At 60.5% G+C, this 18,434-nt stretch carries 20 protein-coding genes and 1 tRNA gene; 13 read left to right on the forward strand and 8 right to left on the reverse strand.

Going from position 1 to position 18,434, the window contains the following annotated elements; all coding sequences use genetic code 11:
- Nucleotides 1-7 precede the first annotated feature (7 nt).
- Genes MNAB215_RS12255 through MNAB215_RS12290 form a run of 8 tightly spaced genes read left to right on the forward strand, consistent with a single transcriptional unit; the run spans nucleotide 8 to nucleotide 7,573 of the window.
- Entirely contained in the window at nucleotides 8-1,144 is a 1,137-nt protein-coding gene (locus MNAB215_RS12255) for an MlaD family protein (protein ID WP_077079101.1), read from the forward strand.
- Nucleotides 1,141-2,148, forward strand: coding sequence for an MlaD family protein (locus MNAB215_RS12260; protein ID WP_077079102.1), 1,008 nt, complete (start codon nucleotides 1,141-1,143; stop codon nucleotides 2,146-2,148). Before MNAB215_RS12255 ends, MNAB215_RS12260 begins: the two co-directional genes overlap by 4 nt.
- Nucleotides 2,145-3,113 (forward strand): MlaD family protein, encoded by a 969-nt coding sequence (locus MNAB215_RS12265; protein WP_077079103.1) that lies wholly within the window; start codon nucleotides 2,145-2,147, stop codon nucleotides 3,111-3,113. The genes MNAB215_RS12260 and MNAB215_RS12265 overlap by 4 nt, the downstream gene beginning before the upstream one ends.
- On the forward strand, nucleotides 3,113-4,246 hold the full coding sequence (locus tag MNAB215_RS12270) for an MlaD family protein (RefSeq protein ID WP_083746107.1): 1,134 nt from the start codon (nucleotides 3,113-3,115) through the stop codon (nucleotides 4,244-4,246). The genes MNAB215_RS12265 and MNAB215_RS12270 overlap by 1 nt, the downstream gene beginning before the upstream one ends.
- Nucleotides 4,243-5,238 carry an MlaD family protein gene (locus MNAB215_RS12275; RefSeq protein ID WP_083746108.1) on the forward strand — a complete coding sequence of 332 codons (996 nt, stop codon included), beginning with the start codon at nucleotides 4,243-4,245 and terminating at the stop codon, nucleotides 5,236-5,238. Before MNAB215_RS12270 ends, MNAB215_RS12275 begins: the two co-directional genes overlap by 4 nt.
- Nucleotides 5,235-6,203, forward strand: coding sequence for an MlaD family protein (locus MNAB215_RS12280; protein WP_425436441.1), 969 nt, complete (start codon nucleotides 5,235-5,237; stop codon nucleotides 6,201-6,203). The genes MNAB215_RS12275 and MNAB215_RS12280 overlap by 4 nt, the downstream gene beginning before the upstream one ends.
- A 1-nt stretch (nucleotide 6,204) precedes the next feature.
- Nucleotides 6,205-6,903 (forward strand): hypothetical protein, encoded by a 699-nt coding sequence (locus MNAB215_RS12285; protein WP_077079105.1) that lies wholly within the window; start codon nucleotides 6,205-6,207, stop codon nucleotides 6,901-6,903.
- A 37-nt stretch (nucleotides 6,904-6,940) separates the two neighbouring features.
- Nucleotides 6,941-7,573 carry a hypothetical protein gene (locus MNAB215_RS12290; RefSeq protein WP_245830280.1) on the forward strand — a complete coding sequence of 211 codons (633 nt, stop codon included), beginning with the start codon at nucleotides 6,941-6,943 and terminating at the stop codon, nucleotides 7,571-7,573.
- Nucleotides 7,574-8,574: 1,001 nt separating this feature from the next.
- On the opposite strand, the gene MNAB215_RS29425 is transcribed toward MNAB215_RS12290, so the two are convergent.
- Complete coding sequence (locus MNAB215_RS29425; RefSeq protein ID WP_131829108.1) at nucleotides 8,575-8,862, reverse strand: helix-turn-helix domain-containing protein; 288 nt, start codon at nucleotides 8,860-8,862, stop codon at nucleotides 8,575-8,577.
- A gap of 685 nt (nucleotides 8,863-9,547) precedes the next feature.
- Here MNAB215_RS29425 and MNAB215_RS12295 point away from each other — a divergent pair.
- The 3 genes from MNAB215_RS12295 to MNAB215_RS12305 all read left to right on the forward strand — a co-directional run bounded on the left by MNAB215_RS12295 (nucleotide 9,548) and on the right by MNAB215_RS12305 (nucleotide 12,091).
- Complete coding sequence (locus tag MNAB215_RS12295; protein WP_077079106.1) at nucleotides 9,548-9,814, forward strand: DUF7161 family protein; 267 nt, start codon at nucleotides 9,548-9,550, stop codon at nucleotides 9,812-9,814.
- Between the two features lie 854 nt (nucleotides 9,815-10,668).
- A complete protein-coding gene (locus MNAB215_RS12300; protein WP_077079107.1) occupies nucleotides 10,669-10,857 on the forward strand; it encodes a helix-turn-helix domain-containing protein in 189 nt (62 codons plus the stop codon).
- Between the two features lie 25 nt (nucleotides 10,858-10,882).
- The gene (locus MNAB215_RS12305) at nucleotides 10,883-12,091 is read left to right on the forward strand and encodes a site-specific integrase (protein WP_077079108.1); all 1,209 of its coding nucleotides are present in this window, start codon (nucleotides 10,883-10,885) and stop codon (nucleotides 12,089-12,091) included.
- A 211-nt stretch (nucleotides 12,092-12,302) separates the two neighbouring features.
- Here MNAB215_RS12305 and MNAB215_RS12310 read toward each other — a convergent pair.
- Together MNAB215_RS12310 and MNAB215_RS12315 are read right to left on the reverse strand one after the other, a co-directional pair.
- Nucleotides 12,303-12,374 (reverse strand) — tRNA-Thr (locus tag MNAB215_RS12310).
- Between the two features lie 28 nt (nucleotides 12,375-12,402).
- Nucleotides 12,403-13,122 carry a hypothetical protein gene (locus tag MNAB215_RS12315; protein ID WP_077079109.1) on the reverse strand — a complete coding sequence of 240 codons (720 nt, stop codon included), beginning with the start codon at nucleotides 13,120-13,122 and terminating at the stop codon, nucleotides 12,403-12,405.
- Between the two features lie 159 nt (nucleotides 13,123-13,281).
- Between MNAB215_RS12315 and phoP the strand changes: the two genes are divergently transcribed.
- Complete coding sequence (gene phoP / locus MNAB215_RS12320; RefSeq protein ID WP_077079110.1) at nucleotides 13,282-14,001, forward strand: two-component system response regulator PhoP; 720 nt, start codon at nucleotides 13,282-13,284, stop codon at nucleotides 13,999-14,001.
- Nucleotides 14,002-14,111: 110 nt separating this feature from the next.
- Complete coding sequence (locus MNAB215_RS12325) at nucleotides 14,112-15,539, forward strand: sensor histidine kinase (protein WP_077079111.1); 1,428 nt, start codon at nucleotides 14,112-14,114, stop codon at nucleotides 15,537-15,539.
- On the opposite strand, the gene MNAB215_RS12330 is transcribed toward MNAB215_RS12325, so the two are convergent.
- From MNAB215_RS12330 to MNAB215_RS12350, 5 genes are all read right to left on the reverse strand, one after another.
- A complete protein-coding gene (locus MNAB215_RS12330; protein ID WP_077079112.1) occupies nucleotides 15,536-15,940 on the reverse strand; it encodes an HIT family protein in 405 nt (134 codons plus the stop codon). The two genes, MNAB215_RS12325 and MNAB215_RS12330, sit on opposite strands and share 4 nt — an antisense overlap.
- Before the next feature lie 31 nt (nucleotides 15,941-15,971).
- Nucleotides 15,972-16,388, reverse strand: coding sequence for a ketosteroid isomerase family protein (locus tag MNAB215_RS12335; RefSeq protein ID WP_077079113.1), 417 nt, complete (start codon nucleotides 16,386-16,388; stop codon nucleotides 15,972-15,974).
- Between the two features lie 10 nt (nucleotides 16,389-16,398).
- Entirely contained in the window at nucleotides 16,399-17,526 is a 1,128-nt protein-coding gene (locus MNAB215_RS12340) for an NDMA-dependent alcohol dehydrogenase (RefSeq protein ID WP_077079114.1), read from the reverse strand.
- Between the two features lie 153 nt (nucleotides 17,527-17,679).
- Complete coding sequence (locus MNAB215_RS12345; RefSeq protein ID WP_077079115.1) at nucleotides 17,680-18,225, reverse strand: nuclear transport factor 2-like protein; 546 nt, start codon at nucleotides 18,223-18,225, stop codon at nucleotides 17,680-17,682.
- Between the two features lie 2 nt (nucleotides 18,226-18,227).
- A complete protein-coding gene (locus MNAB215_RS12350) occupies nucleotides 18,228-18,434 on the reverse strand; it encodes a ferredoxin (RefSeq protein ID WP_077079116.1) in 207 nt (68 codons plus the stop codon).

Raw genomic sequence — 18,434 nt, forward strand, 5'->3', positions numbered from 1 at the left:
TGATGGGATGACCTCGTTACTCAGGGTATCTGAGAGAGATCAGGGGCGCATTCTCGCGAGAATTGGCGCCGTCGCGGTCCTGTTAGTCGCTATTGCAGTGGCTGCGTATTTTGTGATCCACCCGTTTGCTCACGCCAAGAATCTCATCTCGGTGGCCATCGAAACACCGTATGTCGGACAGGGCGTGGTCGGCGGCACGCCCGTGATCATGCACGGTGTGAAGGTAGGTCAGGTCACGGCCATCTCCAGTTTGCCTGGCGGTCGCGTTCGACTGAACGCCGATTTGGAGTCCGGCCCCACAACCGGGTTGACAGACGCCATGGGAATCGACTTTCGGCCGTCCAACTACTTCGGCGTAACCGGCATCAATCTGACACCCGGTGACGGTGGGCAACCCCTTCGAAGGGGCAGCGCGATCAGCGTCAAGCCGAAGGGCAATTTTGCTCTTCAGGCGCTGCTGTATCGCCTTGGTGAATTATCGAACCAAGTAGTCACTAACCAACTGGTCCAAGTCGTCGAGCGCGCCACACGCTATACGGACGCCCTGAATCCGCTGCTGGACACGATGATCATCGTCACAACAACTGTCACCAATGTGCAGAAAGTGAGCACTGGACAGCTCTTGAGGAATACCACCGGAATAAATGTTGCCTTTCCAGGATTCGTCGACGCGTTGGTCAACACTGAAGACATGTGGGTGAGAAGCGACATGGGTACGGGTTTCGACGCTGAGAGAAGCTTCAAGGACAATCCATATGTGTCGACTTATGATAATCCGCTCCTGAATTATTACAAGGACGCCCTACATTTAATGCAGTCGCACCCGGATAAGTTTGTGTTCGGCCGATGGGGGGAATGGCTGGTGGGCGCCAAAACCGACCTCTTTGGCCCCGTAGGCCACCTCTTGTCGTCGCATGTCTACGAGTTGTTCCCAGTTGTTGATTCAATTCGTGCTTTGACCGATGTCGTGCCGAAACTGATTCCCCCGACGAACATCGCAGATACCCTCCGAGAACTGCGCACGCGACTGGAGCGCATGTACACGGGGTCTGGAGACCAGCGCGCGCTACAGGTTCGTGTCATCTTGGATGAGCTTCCTGGCGTTGCGGGTCCCATTGGCTTGGCGTTGGGGGCAGCCCAATGAAAAAGCCTCTGGCCGCACTGTGGCGGCTCGCGCTTGCCGCCGTCGTGAGCATCGTGTTGCTGATCGGGATTGCAAATGTGATCACGCAACCGGTTGCCTTCTCTACACGCACCTACCGCGCGGAATTCACCGACGTTTCCGGACTCCACGAGAAAGACGACGTGCGCGTTCGCGGAGTGCGGGTCGGCAAGGTCGAAGCGCTCCGGTTGAAGCGCTCGGAGGGGCGGAGTCTCGCGGAGGTGAGATTCACGATGGATACCCGATTCAGCGTCGTGCCCACGAGCCGCCTGGCGATCAAATTTCAGGCATTAACGGGCTTGCGCTACGTCGATGTGACTGGCGCCGCCGAGGGCGCCGCAACGGCGAACCGGATGACGACGGTGCCAACGACTATGACGCAGCCGTCATTTGACATCACTGTGCTGTTCAATGGATTACAACCTGTATTGGCAACTCTGAGTCCAGACGAGATCAATACGTTCACCGACAACGTCGCTGCATTCCTTGCCGGCGACGGCGATGGACTCGGACCCATGCTCGATAGCATCCGCAAACTGACCGCGCTCGTTTCAGATCGATCGCAAGTGATCACGACAATCGTACAGAATCTCTCTCTTCTCGCTCATGCTGTCCGAGGACATTCCGATTCTCTTGTTCAGGTGTTGAAACTAGTCAAGGAGCCCATTGACTCCGCCTTGACGGTGCTGGACGAATTTCGTAAATCGCAAATTTACGGTGCCGACTTCCTTGGCGCGGTGTTGCGTCTGTTCAAGAGCGCGGGAATCCAGGCCGATATCGATATAGGAACGGCGCTCGACACGGCATTCACGAACGTGTACGACGCCATCGACTGGGTCAAACATATTCCAGTGATCTGGGAGAATATCGGGCCGCCGCCTGTGCCAGGTACTCCGGCCCCGTGCGCTAAAGGACGGGCTGAGCTTCCCTTGCCGATGGACGTCCTTCTCAACGGCCGCAAGGTGGTGTTATGCAATCAGCCATGAAGCAGGTGCATAGCCCGATGTTCTGGGGCGTGACAACGCTGGTTATGACCACGGTGATCGGCATGGTCGTGGCCTGGTTATACGTCAGTCCACCGGGGAAACAGATCGTCACCTTCTACACCGACGATGCGGTCTCGATCAGTCCAGGCGACACCGTCCGTATCGCTGGAATCGTCGTGGGTGAGGTCAAGGACCTTGCAATCGAACCGAAGCAAGTCCGCGTGCGGGCGACTGTGGACCGCGACGCGTTTGTTGGTGACCAGTCTCAAATCGAAGTTCGAATGCTGACTGTAGTCGGCGGCTATTACGTCACCATCAATTCGCTTGGTGACGTCCCTCTTGGCTCCCGAGCGGTCCCCTTGTCGCGTGTCACGATGCCGTACAGCCTAATACGCACGCTCGCGGACACGACGAAGATCACTGACAACGTTGCGACGAAGCCAATCAACGAATCCATCAACCAGGTGCAGCAGGGTCTCACCGGTGCCAATAGTGACGTCATAACCGAATTGCTCAACGCCGGCAATGCCATCACCCAAAACCTAGAGCGGCAGCGTGGCCAGATTTCTAGTGTTCTCGAGTTTTCCAACGAGTATATTCGAGAGTTGAATAACAACCGCGAGTTACTCGAATATATGATTTCGCGAGTCGCTATCTTAGAGGAATCGTTCGTCTTGTATGGTGAAGGATTTGCGGCGGCAATTCGAGGAATGGGCGACTTAGGAAAACAAGTCCTGGATCCCCTCGATCGCTTCTACATGCCGCATCGCTCGGACTTCCTTGCAAGAGTTCGAGGCGTGTTGGGAGAGTTCCAGGCGATCGCGGACCGAAACGGCGTGGTAGTCCGCGTGCTTCGTCGAATACGAGAGCGGATGGAAAGTACCCTGGCCGCGCAGAACGGCGGTACGCCGCCTGAATTGTTCGCCACGGACCTGTGCATCCCGGTTGAGGGGAGTCGCTGCTGATGATGCTGGGTTCCCGTTTTGGGAAAAGGGCGGCGTCCGCCCCGGTAATAACCACATTGGTTCTTGCGTTTAGCGCCACATCGTGCGGGCGCTCACCCGAAAACGCGGCAGTTGAATTTTGCGCGATCCTGTCGGACAGCGTCGGTCTGTACCTCAACAATCCCGTGACTCAAATGGGCTACAAGATCGGCACCGTGAAGACCATTGAGGCCCGAGATACTGAGGTCAAGGTGGGATTCACGATAGAGGACAACCGCGCGATACCGCGGGATGTCAAGGCAGTCGTACGCTCACCCTCGATCCTTGCCGATCGTTCCTTGGAACTGGTTGGAAATTACAGCGGGGGTCCGCAGCTAAAGGCCGGTGAATGCATCCCACTTAGCCGCTCTTTCACCCAGCAGAGCATTTCGCGCGTGATTGGGTCGGCGACCAACTTCGTGAATGCGATCAATCCGGGCGGGTCGACCAACATCAAGGACGCGCTTAAAGGAATCGACCAGGCAGTCGAAGGTAACGGGCAACGGGCAAACGAGCTTCTGACCAGGTCGTCAGCGCTGTTGGACAATCCTGACCAGGCCACTGCCGAGCTTGGCGCGATCACCAGGAACATGGCCGAGCTGACTTCCATGATGAGAGCGAACCGGGGTCGGCTGAAACAAATAGTTCAGGATATGCCGAGCACCACCCCGTACATTGTGACCGGAGTGGCTGGCGCCAAAGATCTGACTCACCCGCTTCCGGAACTCATCCTTCTGGCCGATGATCTCGAACTCAAACTGGGCCCTGAAATTCAGCTGGCGTTGGATGAAATCAGTGAAGAGCTGCGAATTTGGAGCCCGCACTACAAGTGGGTTGCTGACGCGCTCAACCCGTTGCCGCGTTTCATCAGCGGGCTCAACGGCGAGCCGCCCGGGGCGACCGCGGGGGGACTGGCCAAGCACATCAATAACCACGTGTTCGATCTGCTGACTTGGCGGCCACCGCTGTATCGCATCCCTACGCCAAACGGACTTGTCACTTGCGGAAACATGAACGCGTCTATGCCAGGCAGCTGCGCCGACGTGGGCGGCCGGCCATATGCGGTGGATGTTGCGCTCCTGCAGTACGTTCTGACGCAGGCAGCGCGGCAATGAGATATGCAGTGCGGTCGGCGATCGGCGCAATCATGTGCGCTCTGACGGCGACGTCGTGTGCGTCGCTAAACATTAATGCAATCCCGGCGCCTGGCACCAGTTATCAGGGCGGATACAACATCGTAGCGGAATTTGCCAATGTGCTGAATCTGCCGGACAAGGCAAAAGTGGTGTTGGACGGCACCACGGTGGGCGTGGTGACGAAAGTCAGCATCGCCAGCAGCCAAGTTGATGTGACGGCACGCATCGATCGCGATGTCGTGGTGCCGTCGAACATCCATGCACTTCTACAGCAGGCTACTGTCCTCGGTGACATCTACATTGCCCTCGAACGAGGACAAGACACTAGATCGGCGGGACCACCACTGGGCCCCGGCGGCCGGATTCCACTTGCTCAAACCACCTCCCCGCCTCAGCTCGAAGACACCATCGCCCACTTAGCGAATTTCATCGGCAGCGGATCAATCCAGCGGGCGCAGAACACAGTTATCGGTATCAATAGAGTGACACCACCCAAAGATGAACTACGCAGGGTTGTGTCGCAGGTGACGACCGACCTCAAAGATCTTTCTAATAACATCGATAATGTCGATTTATTGATCAACAGCCTTTACGAAACATCGACGGTGCTGGCCACTCGTACGCCGGCCCTGACTTTGCTGTTATCCCCGGCCGGTGTGGCCGGATTCAGGCGAGACGTTATCTTGGGGAACATCTTTGGCACATTATTGCCATCCCTTGGTTCTATCTACAACGGCGGATATTGGTTGACCCCGTTGATAGATTCGCTGGGGAATGCGCTGAAAGCAGTACAAGGCTCTAAACAGGCCGTGGAGGCGGAGTACCCGGCGTACCGGAAATTCATTACTGATTATTTCCTCCCGCAAGACAAGTATCCCGCTATTAACATCACGTCAATTATTGGACCTGACGGTCGCGAGTTGTCGGGAAATGTCGAGCAGGTACTGCGAATGCTTGGAGCGGTTCCGTGAACTTTAAGAGCATGATTTCATTCGTCGTATTTCTTGCGATGGTAATCGCCTTTATTGGCTACGTCGCGTCATTGGGTGTCCGGATCGCTCCGCCGGCGGCGCGCGCCACCCTCTCGATGGATGTGGCTGACATCAGTAATCTTGAGGTCGAATCCAATGTGTTGCTTCGTGGGGTGCCGGTAGGCAAGGTGAGTCGCATCGACGCGACGACCTCACATGCGACCATTCATTTCTATATTGAAGACAAGTACAAAATTCCCGCTGACAGCGTAGTTCGGTTAGAGAACCTCTCCGCTCTTGGCGAATCTTATATCGAGCTGGAGCCCCGAAATTCTGGCGGCCCCGTCTTCCAGGACGGCCAGCGCATCGCGCCGCAGTCCATAAAACCACCAGGCTCAATATCCGAGCTCGGGGTCAGTGTTGTGCGCATGCTGAACCAACTCGACCCAAATCAGCTCAAACGTGTTATTGGTGAAGCCGACACAGGGCTACCGGATCCATATTCTGTGCTGCCCAACCTGAAACGTGCCAGTGTGCTGCTGCGCAATACCACAGCCGACTTGAATGGGCGGGGCAAGACGGTGCTGGAAAATTCTCAGAGCCTTCTCGAGAACGCTGGCTTCGTCGGGCCGGCGCTCGCCGAGACAATACCTGCTGTCCAAGAGCTAGGACCGCAGCTTCAGGTGGCGTGGAACAATGCCATGACTGTTCCGACGCGCCTTCCTGCGCCGGGCAGTGTCTATCTGTTGGGTAAGTTCATCCAGCGCATCCAGAGGTTATTGGACGATCGTGCACCCGATATCAGGGTGCTGACCGAGCCACTCACGGCGAACATCAAGGCAATCGCGGCTTCGCTGACGACCATCGACACGAGCCAGGTGCTCGCCAACCTGTTGTCGGCGGTGCCCGCAGATGGCGCAATCAACTTACACGTAACAATCCCGGAAAGACAGGCTGGTAACTGAAATGCGTTCCGACACTGAGGAAGTTAAGACCGCCCCTGCGGGGGACGACGAGGCCACTGAAATCGCCGAGTCGGTCGAGAGGGCGGAAGCCGCGGTTGCTGAGGAGTCGGGAGACTCCGAGACCGCAAACGAGTCGGCAACAGACGACGCGCCGAGCAAATCCACGACGACGAAGAGCCGGCGTGTATCGGTTTCTGTTCGTAGCCTGGCGGTCAGCGCAGTTATTGCGATTTTGATAGCCGCCGTGGCCGTGATGACGTGGTTGTACATCGGCGCGAAAGCAACTCTCCACGACCAGGCTCGACAAGCCAGCGACGACAAGCGCGCTGAGCAGATTGCGCTCGACTACGCGGTCAATGCTGCGATAATGGATTACAAAGATCTAGGTCCCTGGAAACAAAACCTCGTTAAGGGCACCACACCCGAACTCAAGGATAAACTCAGCAAAGCAGGTACGAGCATGGAGCAGATCCTGCTCCCACTGCAATGGAGTTCGTCGGCACGACCGCTCGCCGCCAAAGTGCGGTCGCATAACAATGGCGTATATATCGTAGACACATTTGTCAGTGTGATGACAAAAACGGTTCAGGCAGGAGACAACCTGCAATCCACGGCGACATATAGCATCACCATCGACAGCAATAACGCTTGGCAGATCACCGACGTCGGCGGTATCGCCGCTATGGTCACCGAAAAATAGCGGCCGCCCGTCACGTTACCTCTTAGGAGTGATCTGTATGAGAGACGCGCCTCTGGGCAATGCCACGTGCAATATCGAAAAGCGTTCGGCCCTCGCTGTACTGGCGTGTCTGGCGCTTGTCGCGTCGATGGTCACGATGCTGTGCGGGCGCGCGGCCGCTGACCCTTCGGCGCCGCCTGCCCCACCGTTACCGCTGTTCATCCCAACCGCGAGCAATTGGACACCAAAAGTCCCATACTCGTATGAGGCTACCCAAAAGAATGTAACCGAAGCTGATATCAACGCGGAGCGTGAAATGTGTCAGTGGTTCAATGCGCAATATCGGGAGCTACGCCGTCAGATGGACGAATTCGGGTTCGATCTACTCCAGGCCAATAACGACTGGACGGTTCCTGGCATCCAGGCGCATGCCGACGCTGTGGCCTCCAACATCGAACAGTCTGTTGCTTACCTGGCTCCGCGGGCAGAGGCCCTGACTCAGAGCCAGGACTACGTCGGCGACAATTATTTTCCGCTTTACCAAGGGGAGAGTTTCTATCGGTTGTGGCAGCACCTGTCGAACACCGGCGTCGGTATCAGGGCTCGAAACACGGCCTGGATTTACGGTCCCTCCCAGCAGCGAGACGAGCATTGGGGCAGCAGGATAGAACGATCGCATGTCTGCAATTGAGTTGACCGGCTCGCGGCCGCGACGTCCACGTTGACGCCTGCCGTTGCGGGCCAAGCCAATATCGCGACAACTCTTGGAAACTCGGACTCGCAGGAGGAGCCGTGAGAGCAACACTCCACCCGTCCCGTCGCGGGTGCGCACAACAGGCCTCCCGTTTCACAAAGCGGATTTCTGTTCTGGCTGCTCTGTACGTCGCAGGCTATTGCATCGTGGCGGCCTTCGGTGCAAGCCAGGCCCGCGGCGACGTCGGAGATCTAGGCCCGCCCCCGGCCGAGCCGGAGATCAGACAGACCCTTATCGATTTCTACAGTGCGGGGCATCCATTGGGCTCGACGGTCGATGTTCGATTCGAGGGCCCGATCCTGGTTGGCCAGCTTACGGAACACGCGAACCCCCCACCTCGTCCATGGTGTGTCCGTTGTGGTTACCCTGACCAGGGCATCAGCCCCATGTACCCGGTCACGGCGCTGGTGACGGTCACGATCAGGCAAGCTCTGGCATCGAGTGCGCTCGCACCTTCCGACCCTGTCATAAGCAACACAACCTATAACGGGACGGGCTGTGCTGGGGTGACCCAATCGCAATATTGCCCGGCCTACTATTTCTACCGAGACGGACAGGGCAATTGGCAGGTTGCCTAAGGGCGCCAGACTGCTGGCAAGCTTTCGGGCTGCAGCAGCTCTTGCAGCCCAGCGTTGGCAACCTGCCCTCAAGGTCGCCCGAGGCACCAACCTTCTCTGGTGTTGATGCCATCAACACCTGTCGCGTATCCGCAGGTCATTCCGCGTCGTTTCATGTCGTTTCGCGTGTTCAAAACTGGCATTTTCCCAGTTCAGGGCAATTTCCAGGACGGGGTTCGATTCCCGGCAGCTCCTCGGGACGGGATCCTGATCATCGTTCCGTCGTTACCTCCAGCCACGCCCTACATCAACAGCGGATCAACACTGGGTCTTGCCGGCAGCTCACTCGCAGCTGTCATCAGTGACTGGCGGGGCCGTTGATCAAGTATCGCCATGCATCAGTCGACGGTGCGCGGTCGGCGTCAAGCCGGGAGGTAAATCAGATCGCCTCGGTCGCGCATCGACTCGAGGCGAAGGAATATGGCGGTGTCGCTCGATCAGGTCTTCGACGTCACCGCGCGTCAACCGCCACGTGCGGCCAACTCGGCACCCTGACAGCTCGCCGCAGTCGTTGCACAGCCAAGGCACACCTTTAGTCATTTCTGGCAACACCATTTCCGCGACTTCAGCGAGCGAGTACGTCCTGATGTCGAGGTTGTCGTCGGGCATAACGCACATTGTGGGTCGCAGCCGCGCACGCTCGACGTTGCCATTCAACGCACTGCGCAAACTGCCCCCCGACGAACCGGCTAGGTCCTCACCTTAAGAATCACTCGAGAGGTGATGGAGATCCTGTGGCCGGCTTTCCGCACCTCCATGAAATGCGGCGAGAGGTGTTCCTGGATGCCAGAGCAGTCCATCGACGGTCTTGACGCCGTCAAGACCCGAAAACAAAACCGCAGGTACCGAGCGGGAACGAAACGCAACGAGATGGAGCGAACCCGCAGGTAAAACCGTATTTCCCCAGGTAGAGGCTGGGGTTCGATCCCCTTAGCTCCACCGCACAAACGATGGGTATCTTCGATCAATGTCGCCGCAAAAGCGTCAGGCATGACTGCACAACGGGGCCGGGAGGGTAAGACGGTCGAAGCGTTGGCCAGACGGGGATCGCAACGTACGAAGTCGAGTACGTCTTGGGAAACACACTGAGACTCGTCAAGCGGCGTTGAATCAGTGAGTCATCTCGCCCGTAACCGGAGCAGCTGTCGGCGGCATGGTCACAAAGTGCAAATCAATTTTTGACCTGGCTGGCCGGACTAACGCTCGGCTGAGCCACTGAGAAATCGAGAAGCTCTTTGCCGAAGGGTATTCGGCGGTCGTTGTTGCCCTTGCTGCGCTGGGGGACAATGAAGTTATGGCGCAACATCGTGGCGGCGACCGCGCATTTCATCAGTTCCGATACGACACAGCCGGGTTGCGCGGCAAGCGACTGCGGGTGTTGTCCGACATTCCAGTGAACGACGCCGGGGTGCCCCAAGGTCTGCCTAAAGGCGTCACCGAGGTGATTGCTATCGACGACGAACCCAACATCAATCTCAGCGTGCGGGTCCACGCTCCCGACGATCCCCACTGCGTGGCCCTCGTCGGATTCGAACAGCTTGCCATCTACGACGAGCAATGAGCATCAGCGGCACCTCCGATTGAGTCTCGCGAGGTCTTAATGTCTTCTTCGACCTTGCCGAACGAAGTCGATCAAACCCGCCCTGATGCAGGGCAGACATAGCCCGACCGGCCGGCTGCCACGTGCAGCCTATTTTGTGGGGGCCAAGATGGGGCCAACGGGTCAGACCATCGAGGAGACTGTCTCCCTCACACGTGGCGTATTGCTGCCGGATTGTGAACGGATTTGTGAACGAAACACAGCGCGACGGCCGAGATCGCGCGGAACGTACCGTTGTGGCAGAGACCGCCCACTAGCGGTGAACTGGATGTTTGAGACGTCGGGATCGCCGTGAAACTGTCACCGGCGGGCTCACAACCCAGACGTCGCAGGTTCGAGTCCCGTGCGCTCCTTTTCGAAATGTCCATCCCGGCGCACAGGGCATGAACGACTTCCATAGTGCTTGTCTCCCCTTCCCGCACAACCAAATTGGGAGTTCGTCGTGGGGAAGGCGGGAGACTCAAACGTCTGACGCTGGGGCTCGATGGCACCAATCCACGGTTCCCGCGGAAGCCCTCGGTCATCATGCTGACCTACAGGCTCACCGGCACGACTGAGGCAATCGGGATCGACCACGACCGTGCCCACCGCTCGGTAAGGGGTCGCCGACGAATCAGGGTTTTACGTGGGCGATTCGGCCCTTGGCGATAGACGGATGCCTCATGCGGGCGGGAGGATCGCGGTATGAACGATCGCCACACCGACGACGCCGCGATCGAAGCCCGTCGAGTGGCGCGCCTGGACGCGACACGCGAATGGGACAGGACGAGTGAGAAGGACCTACCTCGAAGAGGTAGACCTACAGGAGGAATGCAATGGCCGAGCTGATTGCGGTCCCGGTGGTGATGGCACGCCTCGGCATCGGCCGCACAAAGTTGTACGAGCTGATCGACTCGGGGGAGCTGCGCAGTGTGAAAATCGGTTCACGCCGATTTGTTACCGACGCAGCGCTCGACGACTTCATCACACGTCTCGACGAAAGCGCGCAGCGCCTTACCGGATAGAGATGCCAGGAAGGACCCGCGAACTATGCCGCGCCAACAGCTCCCCCCGCAGATCAAGAAGATCACCCTCAAGAACGGCAAGGTCCGCTATCACGTCAAGGAAAACGGCCGCGTCGACTCGATCACCAAACAGCGCCCCAAGCTCGACAAGCGATTCGACACCGAGAAAGAAGCGCGCGACGCGTTGCGCGACTTCCAGTACCAGACCGCTCGGGGCACCTACGTGATGCGCTCGACCCTCACCGTCGAACAGGCTTGCACGAACTGGCTGGCCGGCCGACACGGTCTGCGCAAGTCGGCCAAGGCCGCCTACCGCAATGGTCTGCAGCCACTGCGCGACCGGCACGGCGGAATGCCGATACAGGCGCTGGAGAAGCGGCATCTCGATGAACTCGTCACCGACCTGATGGCGGGCGGCGTCGTGCCAGTCCACGTCAAGGAGGGCCGCGGTGTGCGGGGACATTATCGGCGGCCGTGGAGAGCTACCACGATCAATCCGATGCTTAACTACCTCGAATCGATGCTGAACGAGCTGCTCAAGCAGGGCAAGGTCAACTACAACGTGGCCGCGCTCGTCGACCGACTGCCGGTCAGCAAGGTGCCTATGCAGACCTTCACCACCGTCGAGGTCGAGAGGCTCCTCGACACCTTCGCCGAGGACCGGCTCGCACACGTGTGGCACCTTGCGCTGGCTGGTTTGCGGCGCGGTGAGCTGTGCGGGCTGCGCTGGACCGACATCGACTTCGAGGCACATACGATCAACATCGAGATCACCCGCGTCGTCGTCGACGGTGAGGTCGTCGAGGGTGGCACGAAGTCCGAGACCTCAACCCGTGTGCTGCCGCTGACCCCGGAGCTGCTGGCGGCACTCAGGGCTGCCACGCGCATGCAGGCCGTTGAGCAGCTCGCCGCCGGGCCTGCATATGAGCGCAGCGGCCACGTCGTCGTCGACCCGCTAGGGCGGCGTTACCACCCCGACACGGTGTCGGATTACTGGGCGGCCGCGTGTGCGAAGGCGGGCGTGAAGCGCATCCGGTTGCACGACGCCCGGCACACCTGCGGCACGCTCATGCACCTGGAGCACAATGTGCCAGTGGCGATCATCTCGGCCTGGCTCGGGCACGCCGACACCGCGTTCACAATGCGCACCTACGTGCACAACCAACCGGAGAAGCTCGCCCTCGCGGCCAAGAGCATCTCGTCGTGGACGAGGGCAAAGAAGTCCGCACAGTAGGTCGTCTGACCTGCGATTTGGTCCTTCCTGGCCGATCCGGGCATCGAACGCGGTTCTCGAACCGGTTTCTTCGTCCCCACGTGCGGGTCGAAGTCAATTTCCGCCTCCCGGCGTTGACGGCAAGGATCAAGTTGACGGCAAATGACGGCAAGAGTGCCATCTTGATTGCTGCAGGATCGCGAGATAGCAGCTTTGATCTGCGTTTTTGTCGAGCCTCCTGTCAGGATTGAACTGACGACCGCTCGCTTACAAGGCGAGTGCTCTACCACTGAGCTAAGGAGGCCGGGTAAATCGGGTGACAGCCTAACGGGTCACCCGTCGCTGTCGATGATGCGCTGTGACGGCACCGGGCGCGACGGCGAGCGACGTGGTCGGCGGCCGGGCAGCGGGATGCGGTCGGCGATACTACTCAGCGGATTGACCACCATGGTGAGCGCCATGACCGCGTCCTGCAGCGTGGCGATGGCCGGTTCGAGGGCTTCCATCCCCGGCGTCAGCCGGGCCAGGGTGTCGGCGACGTCGGCAAGTTGGTCCAGTGGGCCGTTTTTGGCGGTCAGCTTGTCGACCAGTCCGCCTTCGGACAGCAGCCGATCGGCGAGCCCATCCTCGGACAGCAGCCGATCGATCAACCCTGCCTCCGCCAGTAGCTGATCGGCCAGCCCACCTGGCTGCAGCGCGCGATTCAGTCCGCCGCCTTCGGCAGTGAGGCGGTCGAGCAAACCGCCCTCCGACGTCAACATGTCGACCACCCCGCCCGGACGAAGCAAGCGGTCGATCGGCCCGTCGGGAGCCACCGCGCGTCCCAGTGGCGCATCGTCGTCCAAAAGTCTGGCAATCCGATTGGCCCGAAGGATCGTGTCGTCGATCCCCAGCATGGAGGTCACGGCGTTCGTCCTGCCGTCTCCCTCACCCAACGACCGTTTGGCCACACCGACCGCCACACTCGCGAGGTTCAGGCTCGCCTCCGCGGCGGCAAGGCCCACCCGTGCGGGGGCGGTTGCGACAGCCACCATGCTTTTGGCGAGATTCATACCTCGAGTTTATGCACGACGCGCCCCTATAAACCCAGGCCCGTCAAAGCAAACGCAAACATTTCTGGCAGACTACTTGCAGACGGTTGGCAACGAGCTCCCAGCAATTACACAATGATTGCGAAGGCAATACTCAAGTTAGAGATGGAAGTGTGACCAATGACGGCGGCGACCCAAACCGAAACCAAACCGGAGGCACGTGTGCTCGTGGTGGACGATGAGGCCAACATCGTCGAGCTGCTCTCGGTGAGCCTGAAGTTCCAGGGATTTGAGGTTGCGACGGCGACCAACGGCGCCCAAGCCTTGGACCGTGCCCGTGAAGCCCGGCCCGACGCCGTGATCCTCGACGTGATGATGCCCGGCATGGATGGCTTCGGGGTGCTGCGGCGGTTGCGGGCCGACGGCATCGATGCCCCGGCGTTGTTCCTGACCGCCCGCGATTCCCTGCAGGACAAGATCGCGGGTCTGACCCTCGGTGGCGACGACTACGTGACGAAGCCGTTCAGCCTGGAGGAGGTCGTCGCCCGACTCCGGGTCATCCTGCGGCGGGCCGGTAAGGGCGGCGCCGAACCCCGCAATGCCCGCCTGAGTTTCGCCGATATCGAACTCGACGAGGAAACTCATGAGGTGTGGAAGGCCGGCGAGCCGATATCGCTGTCGCCCACCGAATTCACGTTGCTGCGCTACTTCGTGATCAACGCGGGCACCGTGCTGAGCAAGCCGAAGATTCTCGACCACGTCTGGCGTTACGACTTCGGCGGCGACGTCAACGTCGTCGAGTCCTATGTGTCGTATCTGCGCCGCAAGATCGACACCGGCGAGAAAAGGTTGCTGCATACCCTGCGGGGCGTCGGATATGTGCTGCGCGAGCCCCGCTAATGCGGAGTCGGATATGTGCTGCGCGAGCCCCGCTAATGCGGAGTCGGATATGTGCTGCGCGAGCCGCGCTAAGCTTGCGCGCAATTAGCCAGTGAAGATTGGTTGAAGGTATGGCCACTCAACATCGGCGGGGTTTGCCACTGCGGGTGGGCCTGGTCGCCGCCACCCTTGTCCTGGTCGCCTGTGGTCTGGCTATCTCGGGGATCATGGTCACCTCGATCCTGAAGCACAGCCTGGTCAGCCGCATCGACCAGACCTTGCTCGAGGCATCCCGTAGCTGGGCCGTCGCCCCGCGCCGCCCACCGCGCCCCTATCTGGGTTCGGACCCCGAGCGGCCGCCGTCGAAGTTCTACGTGCGCGGCATCGACAACGACGGCGAACCTTTCACGGCCATCAACGACCGCAACGCCGAACCAGCGCTGCCGCCGGGCAACGACGTAGGTCCCAATCCGACGACGCTGCCGTCGGTCAACGGCTCCCAGATTCAATGGCGGGCGGTGACGGTGCGAGGGCCCCACGGCTTGACCACCGTGGCCGTCGACCTGTCCGACGTCGACCAGACGGTCCGGTCGCTGGTCTGGCTGCAAGTGGGCATCGGCGTGGCCGTGCTGGTGGTCGTTGGAATCGCGGGCTTTGCGGTCGTCCAGCGCAGCCTGCGGCCGTTGGCCGAGGTCGAACAAACCGCCGCGGCGATTGCCGCCGGCCAATGGGATCGTCGTGTTTCGCAACGGGATCCCCGGACTGAAGTGGGGCGACTTTCGTTGGCGCTCAACGGAATGCTCGCCCAGATTCAAGAGGCGATGGCCTCCTCGGAGGCCTCGGCTGAAAAAGCCCGCGGATCGGAAGACCGCATGCGACGGTTCATCACCGACGCCAGCCACGAACTGCGCACGCCGCTGACCACCATCCGCGGCTTCGCCGAACTGTATCGGCAGGGAGCCACCCGCGATGTGTCGATGCTGCTGTCGAGGATCGAAAGCGAGGCCGGCCGGATGGGCTTGCTGGTCGACGACCTCCTGCTGCTCGCCCGCCTCGATGTGCAGCGGCCGCTGGAACACCACCGAGTTGACCTGTTGGCGCTGGCCAGCGATGCCGTGCACGACGGGCAGGCCATCGATCCCCGGCGCAGCATCACCGTGGAAGTCCTCGACGGTCCCGGCACCCCCGAGGTGCTCGGTGATGAGGCGCGGATCCGTCAGGTGCTCAGCAACCTGGTCGCCAACGCGTTGCAGCACACGCCGACCAGCGCCGCCGTCGTCGTCCGGGTCGGCACCGAGGGCGACGACGCAGTGATCGAAGTGGCCGATCAGGGACCCGGCATGAACCAGCAGGACGCGTCGCGGGTGTTTGAGCGGTTCTATCGCACCGACTCGTCGCGGGCACGGGCCAGCGGCGGTACCGGACTGGGACTATCGATCGTCAACTCGCTGGTCCAGGCACACGGCGGTGTCGTCACCGTGAAAACCGCACCCGGTGAAGGTTGCTGCTTTCGCGTCACACTGCCGCGCGTCAGCGATGTCCCCGCCCAGGTGGGCTAAGCCAGCTGTTCTAACGCCGCCTTGATCTTGGCTTGTGCCGCGTCGAGGGATTCCGGTGACGGGTTGTGGTCGACGTTGGCGAAGCCGAAGTCGCTGAGGCTGCGGGTGGGGAAGACGTGCACATGCAGGTGCGGCACTTCCAGCCCAGCGATGATCAACCCGGCCCGCTCGGCCCGGAACGCCTTGCAGACGGCCTTGCCGATCAGCTGGCTCACCCCCATGACGCGAGCGAACGCGCCCTCCTCGACGGCCTGCCACTGATCGATCTCGGCGCGCGGCACCACCAGTGTGTGGCCCTGCGTCATCGGTTCGATGGTCAGGAACGCGACAACATCGTCGTCCTCGTAAACGAAACGGCCGGGTAGTTCACGGTTGATGATCTTGGTGAAGATCGATGCCATGGGCCCAGCATAGGGCGGCCGGATCGGCTGGCTACTCCTGGCCGAACTCCATGACGTCGAGGTTCCAGTACCCGCGCATGTTGGTGATCAGCCCGGCGTCGTTGACCTTATAGGTGAAGACGCCGCGCACCTTGCTGGTCATCCCGCCCTCAAACTTGCTCTGCAGCACCAGAATATGAGCGATCTCGTCGGGTGAGCTCGACGGGAAGGTCTCCTCGCAGGTAATGGTGAGCTGGTTCTGGGCGATGTTGTTGTCGAAGAACGCGCCGACGGCCTCCTTGCCGCGCACCCCGGTGCCGTCGGGGTTGGTGACGGACTTGCCGATCGGGTCTTCGATGACCACATCGTCGGTCATCAGTGCCAGCCAGCCGTCCCGGTCTTTGCCTTGTGCGCAGCGCCAGGACGACTGCGACGCCGTCAGTGCAGCGGATTGGGCGGTTTGGGTCATGGTCGTGCCCTTACCGGTCGGCGTCGGTGAACCGGATGACACCCCGAATGTTCTTGCCGTCCAACATGTCCTGGTAGCCGTCGTTGATCTGCTCCAGCTTGTACTGGCGGGTGATCATGTCGTCCAGGTTCAGCTTGCCGACCTTGTACATCGACAGCAGCTGCGGGATGTCGTATTGCGGGTTCCCACCGCCGAAGATGGTGCCCTGGAGGTTCTTCTGCATCAGGGTCAGCATCGCCAGGTTCAGGTTGACGTTGGTGTCCAGCAGGCTGCCGATGGCCGTCAGCACGCAGGTGCCACCCTTTTGGGTGATGTTCAGGTAGTTGTCGACGTCGGCGCCGTGCAGCTCACCGACGGTGACGATGACCTTGTGGGCCATCAGACCCCAGGTGACCTCGGCCATACCGGCCATCGCGGCGAAGATGTCGGGGTAGACGTGGGTGGCACCGAACTTCAGGGCCTGGTCGCGCTTCCACTCCACTGGGTCGATCGCGAAGATGTACCGGGCACCCGCGTTCACCGCGCCCTGCAGTGCTGCCATGCCGACGCCGCCGACACCGACGATCGCGACGTCCTGGCCCGGCCGGATGTCGGCGCTGCGCACCGCGGAGCCGTAGCCGGTGGTGATGCCGCAGCCCACCAGGGCAGCGACCTCGAACGGCACGGACTCATCGATCTTCACCACCGAGCTGCGGTGCACGACCATGTACGGCGAGAACGTGCCAAGCAGCGTCATGGGGAAGACGTTCTGGCCGCGCGCCTGGATGCGGAACGTGCCGTCGGATACCGCCGCGCCGCCGAGCAGCCCGGCACCCAGGTCGCAGAGGTTGCGCATGCCGGACTGACAGGTCGGACATTGCCCGCAGGAAGGGATGAATGACAGCACCACGTGGTCACCCGGGGCGAGGTCTTCCACGCCGGGGCCGACCTCGGTGACGATGCCCGCACCCTCATGTCCGCCGAGCACCGGGAAGCCACCCATCGGGATGCCGCCCGTAACTAGATGGTGGTCGGAATGGCACATGCCGGCCGCTTCCATCTGGATCTTGACCTCGTCCTTGACGGGGTCGCCGATCTCGATCTCCTCGATCGACCACGGCTGATTGAATTCCCAGATCAGCGCGCCTTTTGTTTTCATGAAAGACCTCCATCAGCATGCCCTGACCCGAGTGTCGGGGAAAGGGACCGACCGGTGCGGTACGGCAATTTAGAACGTGTTCTCATTCGGACACCATTATGACGTGCGTCACCGAGGAGTAAACACCCGGGGGACCACCAACCGGTCGGGAGATCACCAGATCGGGGAGGGCGCTTGACCCAGCGGGTAGTAGCCGGGCAGCTTCTCGCCGGCGACGCTGCGCTCGATCCGCTTTTGCATGCCGGGGCTGAGATCGCCGGATTCGATCAGGCTCGCGAACCCCTTCGCGACGTGACCGAAGTCGAAGAAGTCGCGCTGCCATTCGATCTTGGCGTCGGCGTTGAGCCGGAACCAGCTGCCGCCGATGCCGTAGATCTCGTCCCGGGTGCCGTCGGTCTTGTTGATGATCTGCTTCCAGAAGCCGACGATCTCGCCCTGCTTCTCGTCGATCAGCACCTTCTGGTACTCGTACACCCAGTTCTCCAGGCCTTCCATCTCCAGACCCAGTGCGACGTCGCGGATCTCGTCGATGCCGACGCACATCACGTCTTCTTTGGGGCCGATGTTCCAGCCGTAGGTGGCGTCATCGGTGTAGAAGTCCGCCAGCGGCTTCCAGTCACCGGCTTTTTCGCAGTCCTTGTTGGCCTGCAGCCAGCGGTCGGCCCATGCCTCGAGTTCCGCGCGGGAGTGTGACGCCATTGTCAGTCTTCTTTCTCTTTGATGAACAGGGCATGCGTTGGGCACATATCGACCGCGCGCTCGACTTCGTCGCGGGCGTCTTCGGGCGGTTCGGGGTCGATGATCTCGACCTTGCCCCGCTTGGGCACCTGGAAGTAGTCGGGCGCCTCCAGTTCGCACATGGCGTGGCCCTGACACAAGTCCAGATCAACTTCGATCCGAAAACCCAT

Origin of the sequence: Mycobacterium numidiamassiliense (genome assembly GCF_900157365.1) — a bacterium.
GTDB classification, from domain to species: Bacteria; Actinomycetota; Actinomycetes; order Mycobacteriales; family Mycobacteriaceae; genus Mycobacterium; species Mycobacterium numidiamassiliense.